Source organism: Psychroflexus aestuariivivens, from assembly GCF_004010055.1.
Classification (GTDB): domain Bacteria; phylum Bacteroidota; class Bacteroidia; order Flavobacteriales; family Flavobacteriaceae; genus Psychroflexus; species Psychroflexus aestuariivivens.
In genome coordinates this window covers 42,801-63,304 of the sequence record NZ_RQVT01000051.1, presented here as the reverse complement: position 1 = coordinate 63,304, position 20,504 = coordinate 42,801, and the positions used below count along the sequence as shown (strand labels likewise).

At 32.2% G+C, this 20,504-nt stretch carries 19 protein-coding genes; 12 read left to right on the top strand and 7 right to left on the bottom strand.

The window, feature by feature from the left end:
* Nucleotides 1-13: 13 nt before the first annotated feature.
* Nucleotides 14-424: a DUF2452 domain-containing protein gene (locus tag EIG86_RS10625; RefSeq protein ID WP_127846156.1), complete on the bottom strand. Its 411-nt coding sequence runs from the start codon at nt 422-424 to the stop codon at nt 14-16.
* A gap of 234 nt (nt 425-658) precedes the next feature.
* On the opposite strand from EIG86_RS10625, the gene EIG86_RS10620 reads away from it, so the two are divergent.
* The 4 genes from EIG86_RS10620 (at nt 659) to EIG86_RS10605 (ending at nt 3,366) form a co-directional block, all read left to right on the top strand.
* The gene (locus EIG86_RS10620) at nt 659-1,090 is read left to right on the top strand and encodes an FKBP-type peptidyl-prolyl cis-trans isomerase (protein WP_127846155.1); all 432 of its coding nucleotides are present in this window, start codon (nt 659-661) and stop codon (nt 1,088-1,090) included.
* Nucleotides 1,091-1,200: 110 nt separating this feature from the next.
* The gene (locus EIG86_RS10615; RefSeq protein ID WP_127846154.1) at nt 1,201-1,752 is read left to right on the top strand and encodes a carboxymuconolactone decarboxylase family protein; all 552 of its coding nucleotides are present in this window, start codon (nt 1,201-1,203) and stop codon (nt 1,750-1,752) included.
* Between the two features lie 368 nt (nt 1,753-2,120).
* Nucleotides 2,121-2,387 (top strand): hypothetical protein, encoded by a 267-nt coding sequence (locus tag EIG86_RS10610; protein WP_240032208.1) that lies wholly within the window; start codon nt 2,121-2,123, stop codon nt 2,385-2,387.
* Between the two features lie 112 nt (nt 2,388-2,499).
* Entirely contained in the window at nt 2,500-3,366 is an 867-nt protein-coding gene (locus EIG86_RS10605) for a sigma-70 family RNA polymerase sigma factor (protein ID WP_127846153.1), read from the top strand.
* A 78-nt stretch (nt 3,367-3,444) separates the two neighbouring features.
* Here EIG86_RS10605 and EIG86_RS10600 read toward each other — a convergent pair whose 3' ends face one another.
* On the bottom strand, nt 3,445-4,158 hold the full coding sequence (locus tag EIG86_RS10600; RefSeq protein ID WP_127846152.1) for an SDR family oxidoreductase: 714 nt from the start codon (nt 4,156-4,158) through the stop codon (nt 3,445-3,447).
* A 131-nt stretch (nt 4,159-4,289) separates the two neighbouring features.
* Between EIG86_RS10600 and EIG86_RS10595 the strand changes: the two genes are divergently transcribed.
* The 4 genes from EIG86_RS10595 to EIG86_RS10580 all read left to right on the top strand — a co-directional run bounded on the left by EIG86_RS10595 (nt 4,290) and on the right by EIG86_RS10580 (nt 9,853).
* The gene (locus tag EIG86_RS10595) at nt 4,290-6,590 is read left to right on the top strand and encodes a transglycosylase domain-containing protein (RefSeq protein ID WP_127846151.1); all 2,301 of its coding nucleotides are present in this window, start codon (nt 4,290-4,292) and stop codon (nt 6,588-6,590) included.
* Nucleotides 6,591-6,660: 70 nt separating this feature from the next.
* Nucleotides 6,661-7,944, top strand: a complete 1,284-nt coding sequence (locus tag EIG86_RS10590; protein WP_127846150.1) for a mechanosensitive ion channel family protein — start codon at nt 6,661-6,663, stop codon at nt 7,942-7,944.
* Entirely contained in the window at nt 7,941-9,149 is a 1,209-nt protein-coding gene (locus tag EIG86_RS10585; RefSeq protein ID WP_127846149.1) for an MFS transporter, read from the top strand. The genes EIG86_RS10590 and EIG86_RS10585 overlap by 4 nt, the downstream gene beginning before the upstream one ends.
* An 83-nt stretch (nt 9,150-9,232) precedes the next feature.
* On the top strand, nt 9,233-9,853 hold the full coding sequence (locus tag EIG86_RS10580; RefSeq protein WP_127846148.1) for a YqaA family protein: 621 nt from the start codon (nt 9,233-9,235) through the stop codon (nt 9,851-9,853).
* 122 nt (nt 9,854-9,975) lie between these two features.
* Here EIG86_RS10580 and EIG86_RS10575 read toward each other — a convergent pair whose 3' ends face one another.
* Nucleotides 9,976-11,475, bottom strand: coding sequence for a DEAD/DEAH box helicase (locus tag EIG86_RS10575; protein WP_127846147.1), 1,500 nt, complete (start codon nt 11,473-11,475; stop codon nt 9,976-9,978).
* 265 nt (nt 11,476-11,740) lie between these two features.
* Between EIG86_RS10575 and EIG86_RS10570 the strand changes: the two genes are divergently transcribed.
* Nucleotides 11,741-12,136 (top strand): hypothetical protein, encoded by a 396-nt coding sequence (locus EIG86_RS10570; protein WP_127846146.1) that lies wholly within the window; start codon nt 11,741-11,743, stop codon nt 12,134-12,136.
* A gap of 11 nt (nt 12,137-12,147) precedes the next feature.
* A complete protein-coding gene (locus EIG86_RS10565; RefSeq protein WP_127846145.1) occupies nt 12,148-12,861 on the top strand; it encodes a YebC/PmpR family DNA-binding transcriptional regulator in 714 nt (237 codons plus the stop codon).
* 79 nt (nt 12,862-12,940) lie between these two features.
* On the opposite strand, the gene EIG86_RS10560 is transcribed toward EIG86_RS10565, so the two are convergent.
* Nucleotides 12,941-13,420, bottom strand: a complete 480-nt coding sequence (locus EIG86_RS10560) for an Lrp/AsnC family transcriptional regulator (RefSeq protein ID WP_127846144.1) — start codon at nt 13,418-13,420, stop codon at nt 12,941-12,943.
* Nucleotides 13,421-13,510: 90 nt separating this feature from the next.
* Nucleotides 13,511-14,662: a M14 family zinc carboxypeptidase gene (locus tag EIG86_RS10555; RefSeq protein ID WP_127846143.1), complete on the bottom strand. Its 1,152-nt coding sequence runs from the start codon at nt 14,660-14,662 to the stop codon at nt 13,511-13,513.
* 300 nt (nt 14,663-14,962) lie between these two features.
* On the opposite strand from EIG86_RS10555, the gene EIG86_RS10550 reads away from it, so the two are divergent.
* Nucleotides 14,963-15,385 (top strand): helix-turn-helix transcriptional regulator, encoded by a 423-nt coding sequence (locus EIG86_RS10550; RefSeq protein WP_127846142.1) that lies wholly within the window; start codon nt 14,963-14,965, stop codon nt 15,383-15,385.
* Nucleotides 15,386-15,434: 49 nt separating this feature from the next.
* Nucleotides 15,435-15,809 (top strand): DNA topoisomerase IV, encoded by a 375-nt coding sequence (locus EIG86_RS10545; RefSeq protein ID WP_127846141.1) that lies wholly within the window; start codon nt 15,435-15,437, stop codon nt 15,807-15,809.
* Nucleotides 15,810-15,825: 16 nt separating this feature from the next.
* Here the strand turns inward: EIG86_RS10545 and EIG86_RS10540 are convergent, their stop codons facing one another.
* Nucleotides 15,826-18,411, bottom strand: a complete 2,586-nt coding sequence (locus tag EIG86_RS10540; RefSeq protein WP_127846140.1) for a DNA gyrase/topoisomerase IV subunit A — start codon at nt 18,409-18,411, stop codon at nt 15,826-15,828.
* 117 nt (nt 18,412-18,528) lie between these two features.
* The gene (locus EIG86_RS10535) at nt 18,529-20,409 is read right to left on the bottom strand and encodes a DNA topoisomerase IV subunit B (RefSeq protein ID WP_127846139.1); all 1,881 of its coding nucleotides are present in this window, start codon (nt 20,407-20,409) and stop codon (nt 18,529-18,531) included.
* Nucleotides 20,410-20,504 lie beyond the last annotated feature (95 nt).

The window sequence follows — 20,504 nt, the reverse complement described above, 5'->3', positions numbered from 1 at the left end:
AAATTTAACTGATTTAATTATCAATCCGAATCCACATTTTATCCTCATTCAATTTGAAACTACCTTTGAAATCAAAATTGCATTCATTGGGAGAAATGATAGACAGAAAAATTGCTCCTGAGGATTTCTCATACAAATGATAAATTTTACCAACAATTGGCTCAAAACTAAATTCAGCACTGTAAATCAGGTGATTATATTCATATTGAAGCATTAATTCTTCATATTTCGACTTTAGTGCTTCAAATTCGGTTTCAATTTGGTGATTCACTTTACTGACATTTGCATTTTTCCAGCCGGTCAGATCTGTAGCTGTAATCTTAGGAGCTCCGGAATTGGTAGCATATGGTAACAAACCAGCATCATACTTTTCAGAATCTTCATTATATACAACTTGATCCGGCTTTTTAGATTTTTCGCTCATTTTTTTTCCTCAAATTAATAGAATACTTGAAAAATATCAAATTTAATTTGATAAACATTAATATTTGTTCCAAAAATGAATTAATAATGAAAGAAAACAGAACAAATAAGGTTAAAATTCTTTTAAAAAAACAAATAAAACGAACATTTTATTGAGTTTCTAAGCCTAAATCTTACATTTGCATAAAATTACAATTTATTTGTAATTATTTTAAAATCAATAAATTAATTATTTATGAGTCAAGTTAAAGAAAAAGACACAGTAAAAGTACACTACACTGGAAAAATTGCTTCTAGCGGTCAAGTTTTTGATAGTTCTTTAGAAAGAGAACCTATTGAATTTACTTTAGGTGAAGGCATGTTGATTCCAGGATTTGAAGAAGGTGTTCTAAATATGAAGGAAAGCGAAAAGAAAACAATTGAAATTCCTAAGGAAGAAGCTTACGGTGAAGTTAGAAAAGAACTTTTTCAAGAAGTAAGTAAGGAGCAATTGCCAGCAGAAATTAAACCAGAAGTTGGTATGGGCTTAGTTTCTCAAAATCCTGACGGGACAGAAAGACAATTGAGAGTGGCAGAAGTTAAAGACGATCACATCGTTGTTGATGCCAATCATCCACTTGCTGGTCATGATCTTACTTTTGATTTAGAATTAGTCGAAATTAAATAAAACAATATATTTTACTTCTAGCGGTTGCGTGAAATTCATGCAACCGCTTTTTTTTGTAATGTATCTTAAGGGTTTACGACTATTTTGATAATAATCAAAAAAATAAAATTATGAATATTCAAGATCAAAACGTTGAAACTGTTGAGGAACTTGCTAAAAATATTCTGGAAAATACCAAAAATAAAATGGGTATGATTCCAAATATGTTCAAGAAAATGGCAAACAACCCTTCCCTACTCGATGCTTATACTAAAGCTGATCAAACTTTTAGGGAAAATTCTGGTTTTACTACCCAAGAACAAGAAATAATCCTTTTATCTGCTGCTATTGAAAATGCTTGTCACTACTGTGTTGCAGCGCATAGTTTTCTTGCAAAAAATCAAAGCGATGTTTCAGATGACATTATAAATGCAATAAGAGCAGAAGAAAAATTGCCAGATTCTAAACTAAATGCGCTTTCAGAATTCACGAAATCTGTGGTCAAAGAACGCGGTTATCCAAGTCAAGAAACTTCAGATAAATTATTCGAAGTTGGTTATACAGAAAAACACGTTGCTGGCGTAATAACTGGCGTTGGTATGAAAACGATGAGCAACTATATCAATCATATTTCTGAACCAGAAGTTGACGATATGTTTGCTGAATTCAAATGGGAAAAATAATTACCAAGTTTTCTTAGATCAAAAAGTACAGCCGAATATCTAGCTGTGCTTTTTTTATGTTAAAATAAATTTTATTAAAAATATTTATTTCGAATAAAGCCTATATTTGCTAGCCTTTCTAAATGAATTTGTGAATTATAAGTTTTAATTCAGGATTTGGATTAAACCAAATTTAGTTTGATCTCGTAAATACTTTTAAAATATATATGAAAGATTTTTTTTTAAATATCGATATTATTCGCATAATTATTGATTTTGGTTTGTTTATTTTAATTTGGATTGTCCAACTAATTATATATCCTAGCTTTAGATTTTTTGGGAGAAAAAATCTAATTAATTGGCATCATTATTATTTACCAAAATTTTCAATGATTGTTGCACCCTTGATGTTTATCCAGCTTACTATTGCGACTTTTATTTTATTTTCAGTTACAGAATGGAAACTTTTTGTATATTTTATCCTTGTAATTTCTACATGGATTAGTACTTTTCTATATTTTGTTCCTTTACACAGGAACTTGACCAAGCAAATAAACATGTCTGAGTCTGTGAGACGTCTAGAAAAAGGAAATTGGTGGCGCGCACTCCAATGGTCTCTGATCTTTATTTGGTCTGTTATTTTGGTTTCTTCTTAAAGAAATTATAATTTGCTGAAAACTGGTATTTTAAAAGCAATAAAACTTGACTTTATCAGTTTAAATTCGTAATATAGCAAGATTTCAGTTATTAATTTTATATAAACTATATATGAGACAGCTAAAGATTACCAAACAAGTTACCAACCGCGAATCTAAATCACTTGACAAATATTTGCAAGATATTAGCAAGGTTGATTTGATTACTGCTGAAGAAGAAGTAGAATTGGCTCAGCGTATTCGAGAAGGCGATCAGGTAGCTTTGGAAAAATTAACTAATGCTAATCTCAGGTTTGTCGTTTCTGTTGCCAAACAATATCAAAATCAAGGACTTAAACTTCCTGATTTAATAAATGAAGGTAATGTTGGCTTGGTAAAAGCTGCTAAACGTTTTGATGAAACTCGTGGTTTCAAATTTATTTCTTACGCTGTATGGTGGATTAGACAATCCATTTTACAAGCCTTAGCAGAACAATCTCGTGTCGTAAGATTACCGCTGAACAAAATTGGCGTAATCAACAAAATCAATAAAACATATTCACATCTAGAACAAGTTAATGAACGTCCACCTTCAGCAATTGAAATTGCTAAAGAATTGGATATGAGTGAATCTCAAGTTAAAGTTGCTTTAAAAAATTCAGGACGTCATTTGTCTATGGATGCACCATTCAAAGAAGGCGAAAACGATTCTAACTTATATGATGTATTGAGTTCTGCAGAATCGCCAACGCCAGATGATCAGTTGATGAGAGATTCTTTAAGTATAGAAATTAATCGTGCTTTAGAAACACTTTCTCAACGTGAAGCTGACGTAATTAGGCTGAATTATGGCATCGGAAATCAACCAGCAATGACACTGCAAGAAATTGGTGATACTTTCGATTTGAGCAGAGAACGCGTTAGACAAATCCGAGAAAAAGGAATTAGACGACTAAAACACCAGTCAAAAAATAAAATGTTGAAAAAATATTTAGGTTAATTGAATAGATTTCAATAATTAAAAAAGGCTTTTGTAATTTACAAAAGCCTTTTTTAATTATAAATCCTAGATTGCCATTTATTTTTTAGGTGGCTGTGATGGTCTAACTTCAATTTTACTTGGCAAAGACCGCGGATTCATCTTGAACAAATCAACTACAATTTCACCAATATCTTCTGGTTGAATTTTCCAAGCATCGCTTTCATCAGGCGTATTTCCATTAAAATGTGTTGCAACAGAACCTGGCATAATTGTAGAAACATTAATACCATGATGTCTCAAATCTAACATTACTGCTTGGGTAAGGCCAGTTACACCAAATTTACTAGCGTTGTAAGCCGAACCATTTGGGAAAAAATTAGTGCCTGCCAAGCTTGAAATACTAATAAAGTAACCTTTGGATTTTTTCAAAGCATCTACAGTAGATTTTATCGTGAAAAACACGCCAGTTAAGTTAGTATCAATAGTTTCTCGCCATTGCTTCTCAGTTAAATCTTCCACACTTTCATAATGTCCTAAACCAGCGTTGGCAATTACATAATCCAATTGTCCGAATTCTGATAATACTTCATCTACCGCTTTCGTCTGTTGGTCAAGTTCTCTTACGTCAGCTTCAATTCCCAAAGCTTTTGCACCAGAATTATTTGAATTCAATAAACTTGCAGCTTCATCTGCAGAAGATTGAGATCGACTCGTAATTGCTACATTGACGCCTTGCTTCATCAAAGCGTCAGCAATTCCAAAACCAATTCCTTTGCTTCCACCGGTTATAAATGCTGTTTTATTTTTCATCATAATAATTTTTAAAATTTATTCAACCGAAAGTTACAATCTAAATCAAAATTTGTCGTGGGTTTTAAAAATATTTAACGCTGAAATCTATTGATATTATTATACTTTTGACAATTCATAGAAGATTTAAAATGAAAAAGAAAAAAACAAAGAAAAAAACATTACGGAAACGAATATTAAAGTTTTTAGCTTTATTCATATTAGTGATCGCTTCATTATTTTTTGCTTTTTTCGGAAGTGTATATTTTGGGTTTTGGGGGAAAGTTGAAAATATAGCAGATATAAAAAATATTGAACAAGCTGAAGCGAGTATAATTTTAGATAAGAATCAAAAAATCATTGATAAAGTTTATAAATTCGACAGACAATCAATTGATTTTAAAGAATTCCCACAGCATCTAATTGATGCTTTGGTGGCTACTGAAGACGCTAGGTTTTATGAGCACGATGGGATAGATAATTTGAGTCTTTTACGCGTTTTTTTTAAAACAATTTTAGCTGGAGATAAATCTTCAGGTGGCGGCAGCACGATTACACTTCAATTGGCCAAAAATTTATATGGCAGAAAAAATTATGGTATTTTCAGTATGCCAGTTAATAAGTTAAAAGAAAGTATTGTCGCCAAACGTATTGAATCCGTATATTCAAAAGAAGATATCTTAAAAATGTATCTCAACACAGTGCCTTTCAGCGGAAATACACATGGAATAGAAAGTGCATCTCGGAAATTTTTTAGTAAACCCACTTCAGAATTGAATCTTTCTGAAGCTGCAACATTGGTAGGAACCTTAAAAGCTAACCATTCTTATAACCCTAGGTTATTCCCTGAACGCAGTCAGTTGAGACGAGATGTTGTTATTACTCAAATGCTAAAGTATGGATACGTTTCAAATGAGAAAGCGAATCAAGCCATGTCTAATAAAATTGATTTGGATTTTTCAAAAGCTGAATCTTATAAAGACATTTATTTTGTAGAATTGATTAAAAGTAGAGTTCAGAAAATTTTAGATTCTATTGAAAAAAGTAGTGGAAATTCTTATAGTTTATATGAAGATGGATTGGTCATTCACACTACTTTAGATTTGAAACAACAACAAATACTTGAACAATCAATCCAAAATCATCTATCTGAATTGCAACCACAGTTTGAAGAAGAATATGCTTCGAGCGCTCCATGGAATAAACAAAGTTTTATTTTAGAAAAAGCTAAAGAAACTAAGTATTACCAAAAGCTAAAGCAAGAAAACTTAAGTGAATCTCAAATTCTAGACAGCCTCAAAAAACAAAGACAAATCGAAATTTTTGATGGCACTCAATTCATTGTAAGAAAACAATCTAAGATAGACAGCTTAAAGCAAAGCTTAAAACAACTTAATGCGTCTAGTTTAAGTGTAAATCCTAAAACTGGTGGGATTTTAGCTTATGTTGGCGGACGTGATTATCGGATTTCAAAATACGATTTTATAAAAAATGCCAAGCGTCAAGTGGGTTCTACTTTTAAGCCAATTGTTTATGCAGAAGCTTTAGAATCTGGCATCCAAGCTTGCGATTATTTTTCAGCTAAAGCGGTAACATACACGGATCAAAATAATTGGTCACCAAAAAATTCATCTGAGCAGGAAGATCCACATTTGAACTACTCTTTCAAAGCTGCGCTTACGAATTCACTAAACACAGTTAGTGTAAAAGTCTTAGAATCAACTGGAATTCAGTCCACTATCGAAATGGCTGAAAGTATGGGTGTCTCCTCGGATTTAGTAGAAAAACCTTCGTTGGCGCTTGGTGTCTCAGACATGAATATCAAAGAGTTAGCTAAAGTTTACGCTTCATTTTTGAATCAAGGAAATGTGCCTAAGTTGTATTTCATCAATAAAATCACTGATAAAAATGGTAAAGTTTTAGTTGAATTTAAACCGGAAACTACTTCAAAATCAAATTTGAGCGATGCTAACAATCGACTTATTTTAGCCTTGTTGGAAAATGTAGTAAATGAAGGTACAGCAAAAAGAATTAGATCAACTTACGGATTAACTCAAGATATTGCTGGGAAAACTGGTACAACTCAAAATAACAAAGACGGTTGGTTTGCGGCTGTCACTCCAAAATTGGTCAATATTACTTGGGTTGGTCATAACTCCCAAATTGGATTTAAATCTACAAGGCTTGGTCAGGGCGCCAATTCAGCATTACCAATTTTTGCTAATATGTATCGTGAAATGAGTCAAGACAATAGTTTTGATGATATTACAAAATCAAAATTCCCTGATTTGAGTCAAAAACAAAAAGCACAACTTGACTGTGAAGATGTCAAGCGTGACGGATTTTTCAAACGGATATTCGGAAAAGATAAAGTAGAAAAAGAATTTGAAGATGAGGACGAAAACAAGGACAAACCAGGATTTTTCAATCGCTTATTTGGTAAAAAGAAATAATCATTTTTTTAAAATACAATTACTAATCAAGCTAAGCGATTATTAGTAAATTTGCATAAAATTCGAAGACATGGAAAGAGAATCTTTAGCTAGATATTTCTACAATTTACTCAAGTCACAAGATCACATTACCGACCAAACCGCAATGTATTTGAATTTGACGATCAATATTATTATAGTTCTCATTGCCAGCTATATTGTATTTAAACTTTTAAGGTATTTTTCGCTTCAAATCGTACATAAATTAGCCTCTAAAACTAAAACAAATTTTGACGACTATTTAGTTCAGAATAAGACGTTTATCTACCTTTCAAACTTAATAACGATTTCGTTAGTCTCTGCTTTAATTCCGAAAATACTAATTGATTTTCCAGAATATGAAATCTATTTAGAAAAAACTCTAAATGTTGCCGTGGCAGTTATCATTATTTGGGTAATTCGTAGTGTTTTAATGACGATTAAAGACTTTCTAAAAACCATCAATTCCTTCAAAGACAAACCTATAGAAAGTTACATTCAGGTATTTATGATAGTAGTTTGGATTATAGGAGTCATTATAATCTTTTCAATAATAACTGGAAAACCACTGCTAAAATTCCTTACGGCACTTGGTGCATTTTCAGCAGTATTACTTTTAGTATTCAAAGATACAATTTTGGGTTTTGTAGCCAGTATTCAAGTCACAGTAAACGATACAGTAAGATTAGGCGATTGGATTACGATGGAAAAATACGGCGCAGATGGCGATGTTTTTGAAATAAATTTAGCTTCAGTAAAAGTTAGAAATTTTGACAATACCATTACCACTATTCCAACTTATTATTTAATTTCTGATTCGTTTAAAAACTGGCGTGGGATGAGTGTTTCTGGTGGACGTCGTATAAAACGTTCAATTTTAATAAAAGCAAACAGTATCAAATTCTTAAGTGAATCTGATGTTGAAAATCTTCAAAAAATTCAATTGATTACGGAATACATTACCGATAGACAATCTAAAATTGATCAATTCAATAATGAACAAAATATTGATAAAAGTTTAGCAATCAACGGGAGAAACCAAACCAATTTTGGTGCTTTTAGACAATATGTTGATGAATATCTAGCCACTCGCCCAGATATTAATAAAGAAATGATGATGATGACGAGGCAATTGCCACCAACCGCACAAGGCATTCCACTGGAAATTTATGCCTTTTCGAGTGACAAAGCTTGGATAAATTACGAGAGAATTATGGCTGGAATTTTTGACCATCTTTTAGCAGCCATCCCCTACTTTGACCTTGAAACCTACGAAGCACCGACGGGTCATGATGTGAAAAGTATTTCTTTCAAAACCGATGAAACTTCTAAATGAAAGAATTTTTCTACTTCATTAAAGGCAATTTCAAAAAGTTGAGTTTCGGATGGTTACTTACATTTTTATCAAGTTTTGGTCAAACTTATTTGATATCTCTTTATGTCACAGATATTTCTAAAGCTTTTGAAATTACAGAAGGAAGTTTTGGTGCTATTTATGCCATTTGTACTGTTTCAGCTTCTGTAATAATGCTCACCATCGGTCATACCGTTGATCATGTTTCTGTAAAAAAAGTAACAGCTTTCACAATTATATGTTTAGCCCTTTCTTCAATTTTAATGGGTGTTTCCTATCATATAGCTTTTATTTTTATTGGTTTAATTGGTTTGCGATTGACTGGTCAAGGGATGTTAAGCCATATTAGTCTTACAATTTTATCTAAATTTTACGATAAAAATCGTGGTAAAGCCATTAGCTTTTCAACTTTGGGCTATTCTACTGGTGAAATGATATTGCCGTTGCTACTTACCTTTATCATCGCTTGGTTTGACTGGCGTTGGGCAATGATTGGTTCAGGGATTTTCTTATTATTGTACTTAATTAAACTAAAGTACACCGATTTATCACATTTCAACAAACAATTATCGATAGGTAAGCCGTCTTCTGTAAGCTTGGTTAAAGATTTTGGAAATATAATAAAGGACAGGCGGTTTTTGATTCTAATGCCAACTAGCTTTGCTTTGAGTTTTACTGTAACTGCTGTAATTTTCTATCAGTATGTTTTTGTGGCTCAAAAAGAATGGTCTCCACAACTTTATGCCGCTTTTTTCACTGGATATGCTATTACAAGACTTATATTTTCTTTGGCTGGTGGAATTTGGGTAGATAAATTTACGGCTAAAAAAATGTTTAGATTTTATTTATTGCCAATTACTTTAGGCTTATTACCTTTTGCATTTATGAGTAGTATTTTTGGTGCTTTGCTATTTTTATTGATGATGGGAATCACAGTTGGAATGTCTGGAACGATAAAATCTTCCATACTCGCAGAAGTTTATGGTATTGAAAAACTCGGTGCTATTCGTAGCTTGTTCACTATGTTTATGGTTATAAGCACAGCTCTCGGCCCTTTATTAATAGGGCTGATGATTGATGCAGACCTAAGCATCAAAAACATTATGTTATCTATGTTTGGGTTTTTATCTCTTTGTTTACTAAATGCACAGCGAATCAAAAGTGTGCCTAGTGTAGAGCTTGAATAATTTAACAAATACTTAAATCTTTTGATCCGTTAAAATCTTGGTTGAAGATTATATAGGTTTATTTTTGCAAGATTAGAAAGATTATGACAAAAAAGAAAAAAAAACAAAACAAAAAACCACACTGGAAGTTAGTTCACCAATACTATACTTACACTGGATTTTATAGCTTTCTAGGCAGAAGCCTTTTGAAAGCTGCTCCACCAATAATAATTTTTATTGCAATCTTATTAGGTATTCATTTTTTTGTGTTGGATGTCAACACGATGTTGGAATATGCCACAGAAAATTTTCCTCCAATCGGTGTTTTTGCAATATTTTTTGCCTCTGAATCTATACTAGGTCTCATTCCCCCGGAAATATTTATCGCATGGGCAGGGAAATCTGTTTCGCCTTGGGGTTTTCTCAGTATAATTGCAGTTTTATCCTACCTTGGCGGCGTTATTTCATATTTTGTCGGTCGTGGAATTGCAAGTATTCCATCTGTTTTTGTGTTTTTAGAAGTAAAAATGCATAAACACATCAAAAATATGAGAAAATGGGGTGGTATTTTAATCATTGTTGGTGCATTGCTTCCTCTGCCCTTTGCAGTATCAAGTATGGCTGCAGGTATAATCAAATTTCCGTTTGGCAGCTTTTTATTATATGGAATTCTACGACTGGTAAGATTTGCTATTTACGGTTTTATTATTTTTGGAGCTATGTAATTTTATTGGTTAAATTCTAAATTAGTTCAAGATTAAATTTATTCTGAGCTTAAAATTATTCTTATAAAACACAAAAGACGCTTGAGGAAGCGTCTTTTGTGTTTGTCCTTAAAACTTATTGTTTAATCCATAAAGTGCTCATTGATTTTAACACGCAATTTACGCGCATAATCTTCGTAAAGCCAATCTCTATAGTTTTTAGTATTGTTGATTATGCAATTGGAATATCGCTTGATTCGGTCTTTAATATCGTCCTTCAATTCTCTTGCTAAAATTCTAGCATCAAACACATCTTCAGAATTTTCTGCACACATCTTGGCATGTTGTGCTATAGATTCTTCTAAAACCAATTTAGATTTTTCACCATTATTAACGGTTTCATTGTAACGTTTGCGAATATCAAACTCAACATCTTCAGAATTTTTAAACATTTCACGGACTTCTTCCGGCATTTCATATTTGAAATTGAGTTCAATCTCTTCATCAGAAATCATATTGTCCAGGAAGTAATCTGGATTTTCGAAAATAAGCTGCCAATCGACTGGTGCATCCCAAGGTCCAAATCTGGCAACATTATTTCCTAAATCAATCACATTGAAACTGTCTTTTTCAGGAAGTTTTCTTGATCCACGTCCAATCATTTGAAAATATAATGTCAAAGATTTTGTCGCTCTATTTAAAATAATATTTTCTACTGTTGGTTCATCAAAACCGGTTGTCAAAATACTTACGGAAGTTAGAATAGCATCTGGTTTTTCTCTAAACCATTTCAAAATCGATCTTCGCTCCTGCTTATTGTGTGTGTTGTCAAGATGTTTGATTTCGTAACCAGCATCTTTAAAAGTCTGATAAACATACCAAGATGTATTGATTCCGTTATTGAAAATCAGTGTTTTCTTTCCTTTACAACGCTCTTCATATGCCTGAATAAGCTTTTCCTGCATATCCAGATTTGTATATAAATCTTCAGAAGATTTCACGGTGTAATCTCCTGTAATTCCGACTTGTAAAGTCCCTAAGCCTACATCATAATTGTACATGTTGGCTCTTGCCAGGAAACCTTTGTCTATTAGCGAAGTTATAGAATTACCTACAATTAACTCGCGATAATTGCGATGCATCGGAAGTTTTATGTTAGAACTCAAAGGTGTGGCCGTAACGCCCAAAATAAAAGCCTTTTCTAAATATTTAAAAAGTTTGGTAAAAGAATTGTAATGCGCCTCATCTATAATCGCTAAACCAACATTTTTCATGTTTAGTTTCTCCTCATTTAGTCGATTGTTCAAGGTTTCTACCATGGCAACAAAACACATATAATCGTTGTCATCAGGCAGCTCTTTTACTTTACTATTTATTATTTTATTTCTTACGCCAAAACCTTTAAGCATATCCGAAGTCTGTTTACATAGCTCAATACGATGTGTCAGAACGATTACTTTTTTACCGGTTTTTTCAATATAACGTCTTACAATTTCAGAAAAAACAACAGTTTTACCGCCACCAGTTGGAAGTTGGTACAACAGATTGTAATTATCCGGACAGTTTTCTAGTCGTTCAAATATTTTCTGAAGATCTTTTTCTTGATAATCATATAAAGTTTTATCTGCGGTTTTTTCCAGCATAAAATTCCCTCTTGATAATGTGATTTAATTTTTTAAGATTCGCAAAAATAAGGAGATAAAAGGGTTTAAAGAAATATTTTAGGAAATTATAAAGTTTTTAAATGTTTCCAATTCAGTTTCAAATAGATATTGATCTTCTTTTTGTAAAGAAAGTAGACTTTCAAATATATTTAATTCATATTTGTGAAAAATAGTTGACCTAACCCGCTCTATTATATAAACTAAAAATTATTTTTGCATTACATCATTTTAAAATTTTTAAACCTTGGAACATAATAAAGCCACTAAATTAATTAAGAAAATCATCGAAGAATTAGAAACTTCTAAATTCATCACAGAAACTGTGGTTGAAGATTTGAAAGAATTACGACCTTACGCAGTTGAAGAAGAGTTGCCGGTTGTTGCCAAAACACTCAGATTAGTTTACGAACACATTGATGAAAACGAGGTTTTTGCCATACCGATTCCACAAGATGAACCGATTTCAGAAGAAGAAGATGAACTAGAAGAGTCTGAAAGTGAAGAAACTGAAAATACTGAGTTGATTACAGGTGCGGAAAGTTTGATTTATCTCATAAATTTGATCAGAAATCCTGAAAATCCTATCAACAAAGCTGAAATTAGAGAATACAATCGCAAAATGGAAGCCTTTGCAGAATAAATAAAAAACTTATGGGAAGAGCCTTTGAATTTAGAAAAGCACGTAAAATGAAACGCTGGTCTGCGATGGCCAAAACTTTTACGCGATTGGGTAAAGATATTGTTATGGCTGTTAAGGAAGGCGGTCCTGATCCAGAAACTAACGCAAAACTTCGTGCAGTTATTCAAAATGCGAAATCTGCAAATATGCCTAAAGACAATATTGAAAGAGCAATAAAACGCGCTTCCGATAAAAACTTAGGTGATTACAAAACACTTCTTTATGAAGGTTACGCACCTCATGGCATTGCTATTTTAGTTGAGACAGCAACCGATAATACCAATCGTACAGTTGCAAATATCAGATCTTATTTCAACAAATGTGATGGAAATCTTGGCACATCTGGTTCAGTTGAATTTATGTTCGACCATACTTGCAATTTTAGAATAAATTCTGAAAATATTGATATTGAAGAACTTGAACTTGAAATGATAGATTTTGGCGTCGAAGAAATTTTTGAAGATGAAGATGGAATTATGATTTACGCTCCTTTTCAAAATTTTGGAGATATTCAAAAAGAATTGGAAAGTAAAAATATTGAAATTATAGCTTCTGGTTTTGATAGAATTCCACAAATCACAAAACCACTGAACGATGATCAAAAAGCAGATGTAGAAAAATTATTGGAGAAAATCGAAGAAGATGATGACGTTCAGAATGTTTACCATACTATGGCAGAGGACTAAATTTTCAGTAAAGAACAATAAAAAAATGCCGTTTCTCAATTGAAACGGCATTTTTTTATTCTAAAAGTAATTTGATGAATTACATATTTGCAAATATAGATTTCATCAGTCTGGTTTTATCATTCAAGCTTTCTTCTAAAGAAATCATAGTTTCAGTTCGGCTCACACCTTCAATGTCATCTATTTGAAATATTACATTTTTAGCATGTTCTGTGTTTCTTGCTCTTATTTTACAAAACAAATTGAATTTACCTGTTGTAACGTGGGCCACTGTAACATTCGGGATTTCTTCAATTCTATTTAAAACGAATTGTGTTTGAGAAGTATTTTTCAAAAAGATACCAACATAAGCTATGAAAGTGTATCCAAGTTTCTTATAATTTAGCGTTAAAGAAGAACCAACAATAATTCCACTTTCTTCCATCTTCCTAACTCTAACGTGTACAGTTCCTGCAGAAATATTTAGTTTTTTTGCAATATCTGTAAACGGAGTTCTCGTATTGTCGATCAACATATTCAATATTTGGTGATCCGTATCATCTAGCTTAAACTTTGCCATTTTACTTTATTTTGAGTATTAAACAATTAAAATGCAAAAATAATGAAAATAATTCATTAAAAACACAACTTTATGTATATTTTTAGCTTATTATACTACGAAAACGTTATCGCTTATGTTAAACTTTGATAGTTTTTTATTAACATTGAGAGAATCACCTTCGATAATTTGTAAAAAATTATTTTCAGCATCTATTGTTCTATGTGCAAAAAATGAACTTAAATCTTTGATTTCATTGATTTTAGGAACAAAATTGATTGATTGATTGCTCAAAACTTCTTCATATTGAATAGCTATATCCTTAATTTTTGAATTAACCTTTACATTTCGGATAATTACATCATAAAAGAGTTTTTCATTTTCAGGAATTTCAAAATACTCTGAATATGTATTGAAATTTTCATTCATTATTGATAGTAGCATTTCCAAGATAGAAATAAGGATAAATTTTCTTGTGTCCTCCCGTTTATAATCTTCAGAAATTTGTCCAGCTTCAAATAATACTGTTGGTACGCCCCTATTTTGAAAATAATCCCCAACACAATTTATATTGAATTGATCGTCATAACGTCCGACTTGGTTTGGAATAAAATTTTGTAAAATTGAATTTGCAGAAGCAATTAAAGACATGGCTTTTTGCCTTGTTATATTTACGTCTCGTGACTTATTATAAGCAGGTGATAGAAATGAAACTCCAGCACTTTTATTTTGATTCCCTGCACTAAAAATTGTTCGTTGGTCATGCATATTAAAACAAAAATCAGGTTGAAACTCTTCAAAAATTCGTCTCAAAATTTGACTTTCGGGCTCGTTCAAATTTGTAGCATCTCTATTCAAATCTACTGAATTGGCATTGAATCGTGTATAACGATAGGCACCGTCTGGATTTAAAACTGGAATAATTTTTAAAGTGAAGGTGTTTAAAATCTCTTTAGAAACCTGAGTATGTTTACTATCTAAGCAAAAATGGATAAAATCCATCACAGCTTTGGTAGTTGTAGTTTCGTTTCCATGCATTTGAGACCAAATTAAGATCTTTTTGGAACCTGTTCCTAATTTAAAAGATGAAACAATACGCTTCTCAACAGAAAATCCTTCATTTTTAATTTCTATGCGATGCGACAAATCTTTAAAAGTAGCTAACAAATCTGATTCAGATAAATAACGACCAATCAGTTTTTTCACCTTAAACTGGTCATAATTATCAAGTATACTTTTGTAAAAATCTAAGTTCAAATTCATGTTTACAAATGTATAAATTTATAATTACACATTTGTAAACAACCAGATTCAAATAATTGTTTACATAATTAACCTGAAATCTTTCTCAAATAAACTCATTATCCAAAAGTTAACGGAAAATATCCTATTTAGACTATTTTTAAGTTTAATTAACTATATTTCAAAAGAATAAACGTAGTCAATTAAACCATAAGTTCGTTTAAAAACACAGAATTCTCAAATGTAAATTGCATAATTGATTTATATTGTTTACATTTGTAACAACTTATCTGGATTAACTGTAGTTTAATAAAGTTTACAATGGTAAACAGTGAAGAATTTTCAAAACGTCTTAAAATCATCTTTGATTATTACGATTTATCGGCATCATCCTTTGCTGAAAAAATAGATGTTGGGCGTGCTTCTATTTCTCATATTCTATCTGGAAGAAATAAACCCAGTTTAGATTTTGTACTTAAAGTAGTGTCAACTTTTGAAGAAGTCGAATTGTATTGGCTTTTAAATGGTAAAGGAAATTTTCCAAAATCGGAGTCACCTACTATGGAAAAAACGAATAAAAAAGAAAATCAACAAACTTTAGAATTTACAGAAGATTCTCATGATGTAGAACAAAAAAACCAGGTATCAGCTGAACATCAGAAAATAACTTCAAACTCTAAAGCGATTCATAAAATTGTGATTTTTTATAAAGATGGTACTTTTGAAGCTTTTGAGAATAATTGAATCACAAGCATTTTTTTCAACCAGTTTTGATTAATTTTGCAAAAAAAAGATGCGCGCATTGCTTATTATATTTGCCTTAAGCTTACTGACGAGTTGCTATCACGAAGAAAGAAATTGTGCTGATTTCAAAACAGGAACTTTTGAGTTTGAAACCTATTTGGATGGTGAATTAAAGAAAACAAAGTTTATTAGAAACGATTCTCTTGAAATTGAAATTTATGAAAACAAAGTAGACACAGCTACAATTCGTTGGGTCAATGATTGTGAATATATCTTGAAAGCTTTGAAACCTGACAGTCGTTCAGAAAAGCAACCTATCCGTATAAAAATACTGAATACTGAACCAAACGGTTATACTTTTCAATACAATATTGTAGGAAAAGACGAAACCCAACAAGGTCGGGTTTCAAAAATTATAGAATAGATAAAATTAATTTTGCTTAGTCAAATAGTGTTGACTGTTGATTTTCATCTTTAGACTCATTATCTTCATCATCTTCGGTTACTTTGTCGCTTTCATGAGGCAAAGGCTCAATTAAATCAATTTGCTTAACGGGTTCTGATGTTAATTGATTGCCTTGGGCTTTGATTCCTTTAACTGCTATAAACTCTTCTAAGTTAAATATTTCACTAGGCTTACGATCCTTGCCACGTTGCTTTTTGTATTCAATTTCAATTCTAGGAATATAATCTGTAGAAATAATTTCTAGTTGAGAATCTTGATGATCAGTTATGATTAATTCGTCTTTGTCTGAATTTTCCATCAAAAATCGTTTGACATAATAGCGTTCCTTCTCGCCTTCCCAATACACCAAACTAATGGGTTTTTTGGGATTCCATTTTTCCATAACTACAATGTCATTTTCAAAATGCGTTGTCAATTCTGGCACAATAGTTTTCACGATTCCATTTTGTCTCACAATGAGTAATCTATCTTCACCTTTGAAAGCGCCGAGCAACTCTCCGCGCTCGTCAACATTTAGACGACGTACAGTTTCGTCAAACCAAATTTTTCTGGGTTTCAAAGTTGAAACGCCTTCTTCTTTGAATTCAACTTTTTTAATAGGCATTTTGGAGACTAAATTGCCTTTCACTCCACGACCTTTAATCGCCATATCAGAAAAATCTAGATCAAAACGCAAACGTTTTAAGCCTTTCTTCTGTCGAAGAAAAATACTAACAACTTCTGCTTCTCCATTTGGATTGCAAGAAAAGTATAAGACTTTTGTGCCCGGCTTCCCTTTACCTACACTATATTCACGATCACGAGTAATTGAAGTCACCGCAAATCGTTTCATATAATTGTATCCTGCTTTGCCGTCTCTATAAATGATATTATAAATTGTTCGCTTGTCTTTTTTCTTGAAAATACCAACGTAAATGATGTTTTTCCCAATAAAGGTTTTATTGTCGACTTTAGTGACCATCATGGTACCGTCTTCTGTAAAACAAATAATATCATCAATATCGCTACAATCGGTCACATATTCTTCCTTCTTCATCGCAGTTCCTACAAAACCTTCCTTCCTGTTGACGTAAAGTTTCGTATTTCTAATGACAACTTTTTGCGCTTCAATATCCTCAAAAATTCTAATTTGAGTTTTTCGTTCTTTGCCAGCACTATATTTACTTTTCAAATCTTTAAAATAATCGATAGCATAATCGATAAGATTTGAAAGGTGGAATTTAATTTTTTCAATTTCTCCTTCTAAAGCTTCTATTTTTTGTTCAGCTTTGTCAAGATCGAATTTAGAAATACGTTTGATTCTAATTTCAGTTAAGCGAACAATATCATCACGCGTCACTTTGCGTTTCAGATGTTTGATATGTGGTTGAAGTCCTTTGTCTATCGCTTCTATGACGCCTTCCCAAGTTTCTTCTTCTTCTATGTCACGATAAATACGTTTTTCGATAAAAATCTTTTCTAAAGACGAAAAATGCCACTGCTCTTCAAGTTCACCGAGCTTAATTTCTAATTCACTTTTCAGCAAATCGACTGTATGTTGAGTACTTAATTTTAGCAATTCTGAAACGCCTAGAAAGTGTGGTTTATCATCAATAATCACACAACTTAATGGTGAAATTGAGACTTCACAATTTGTAAAAGCAAACAGTGCGTCTATTGTTTTATCTGGTGAAATATTGTTTGGAAGATGAATTAAAATTTCAACTTCCGAAGAAGTGTTATCTTCTATTTTTTTGATTTTAATTTTTCCTTTGTCATTGGCTTTCAGAATAGAATCAATAAGAGTTGAAGTATTGGTTCCATAGGGAATTTCATTAATCACCAATGTGTTTTTATCCCGAACATTAATTTCTGCTCGAACGCGTAATTTTCCACCTCGCAAGCCATCGTTATAGTCGCTAACGTCAACGACTCCGCCGGTTGGGAAATCTGGAAAAATGGAAAAACGTTTGTTTTGAAGATGTTTTATGGATGCATCAATGAGTTCGATAAAATTATGTGGTAGAATTTTAGTACTCAATCCAACAGCAATACCTTCCGCACCTTGTGCTAAAATCATCGGGAATTTTACCGGTAAATTTACTGGTTCTTGTTTCCTTCCATCATAAGAAATCTGCCATTCAGTTGTCTTCGAATTAAAAACAACTTCTAAAGCAAATTTTGACAATCTTGCCTCTATATATCTTGAGGCTGCAGCGCTATCGCCTGTTAATATGTTTCCCCAATTTCCTTGGGTATCAATCAGTAAATCTTTTTGTCCAATCTGAACAATGGCATCACCAATACTGGCATCACCGTGTGGGTGATATTGCATGGTATGACCAACAATATTGGCGACTTTTGTATATCGGCCGTCGTCCAAATCTTTCATAGAGTGAAGAATTCGTCTATGCACAGGTTTGAAACCATCTTCTATTGCTGGAACTGCACGTTCCAAAATCACATAAGATGCATAGTCCAAAAACCAATCTTCAAACATTCCAGTTACCTTGATGGATTCATCTTTAGCCGGCAAATCTGGGTTTTGGTTTTCAGAATTCAATTCTAAATCATCACTCATTATTAGATTATTTTATTGTAATCTTTTGATTTAATCAGTTTATATTTTGTATTAATTTTACTTGAATTAAAACTTAATTTAAATACTTTTAAAATATTAAAAACCAATATTTTATATTTATTTCACTTCTTCGATTTCATCAACTATTTCTTCTACTAAATCTATTTCTAACCTCAAATTATCAATAATAAAATTTTGGCGACTTGGCGTATTTTTACCCATATAAAATTCCAAAATTTCTGGAATGCTTTTGTCTTTATCCAACATCACAGGATCTAAACGAATGTCATCACCGATGAAATTTTTAAATTCATCAGGAGAGATTTCACCCAAACCTTTGAACCTTGTAATTTCTGGTTTGCCTTTCAATTTTTTTAAAGCTTCTCGACGCTCAGTTTCTGAATAACAATAAAAAGTTTCTTTTTTATCCCGAACTCTAAAAAGTGGCGTTTGCAAAATATAAAGATGTCCTTCTTTGATCAATTCTGGAAAAAACTGAAGGAAAAATGTAATAATTAGCAAGCGGATGTGCATTCCGTCAACATCGGCATCTGTTGCAATCACTATGTTATTATACCTCAAATCTTCTAATGAATCTTCAATGTTCAGTGCAGCTTGAAGTAAGTTGAATTCTTCGTTTTCGTAAACTATTTTTTTGCTTAAACCGTATGAGTTTAAGGGTTTACCTTTCAGACTAAAGACTGCTTGCGTGTTGACATCTCTAGACTTTGTGATGCTTCCACTCGCCGAGTCTCCTTCGGTGATAAACAAGGTTGTTTCTAAATAATTTTCCTTTTTTGTATCGCCCAGATGAATTCTGCAATCGCGCAGTTTTTTGTTGTGTACACTTGATTTTTTAGCACGATCCTTAGCCAATTTTCGAATGCCAGACAATTCTTTGCGCTCCTTCTCTGCTCTCAGAATTTTCTTATGAAGTTTGTCGGCTGTTTCAGTATTCTTATGTAAATAATTATCTAGTTTTTGTTTTAGAAAGTCTAAAATATAAGTTCTAACTGTAGGCAAATCACCACCCATATCTGTTGAACCTAATTTCGTTTTGGTTTGACTCTCAAAAACAGGTTCCATTACTTTTATGCTAATTGCAGAAACAATAGACTTCCTAATATCACTCGGATCAAAGTTTTTTTGGTAAAACTCTCTAATAGTTTTGACAATAGCTTCGCGAAATGCAGATTGATGAGTTCCTCCTTGGGTTGTATTTTGTCCGTTAACAAAAGAGTGGTATTCTTCGGAATATTGAGCTTTACTAAAAGTAAGTGCAACTTCAATATCGTTGCCACGCATATGAATGATAGGAAAAAGCTGATCTTCTTCCCTGATTCTGTCACTTAGTAAATCTTTTAAACCTTCTTCTGAATAAAATTTTTCTCCGTTGAAAACAATAGTCAAACCTGGATTCAGGTAGACGTAATTTTTGAGCATTTTTTCAATATACTCATTTCTGTAGGTATATTTTTTAAAAATTGTTTCGTCTGGAATAAAAGTAACTTTTGTACCACGGCGTCGTGAAGTATCTTGAAGGTGTTCTTCTTCAACTAAATTACCTTGTTCAAATTCAGCTGAAACCGATTCTCCATCGCGATTAGATTCTACTCGAAAATAACTGGACAAAGCGTTAACAGCTTTCGTACCAACACCATTGAGTCCAACAGATTTTTTGAATGCATTTGTGTCATATTTTCCACCGGTATTCATTTTAGATACAACATCCTTCACTTTTCCTAGTGGAATTCCACGTCCGTAATCGCGAACAATTACTCTGGAATTTTGAATGGAAACTTCAATCGTTTTGCCAGATCCCATGACAAATTCGTCTACAGAATTGTCCAAAACTTCTTTCAATAAAATATAAACACCGTCGTCTGCACTAGAACCATCGCCAAGTTTACCTATATACATACCAGGACGCATTCTGATGTGTTCCCGCCAGTCAAGTGATTTTATATTGTCTTCTGTGTACTTTGTCTCTTGTGTCATAGTTTTTCTGAACTCCGAAATATACTACGATTTCTGTAAACTAAAAATTTAAAGTCGAATTTATCAACTTTAAATTTTTAGTCAGAATTGTAATC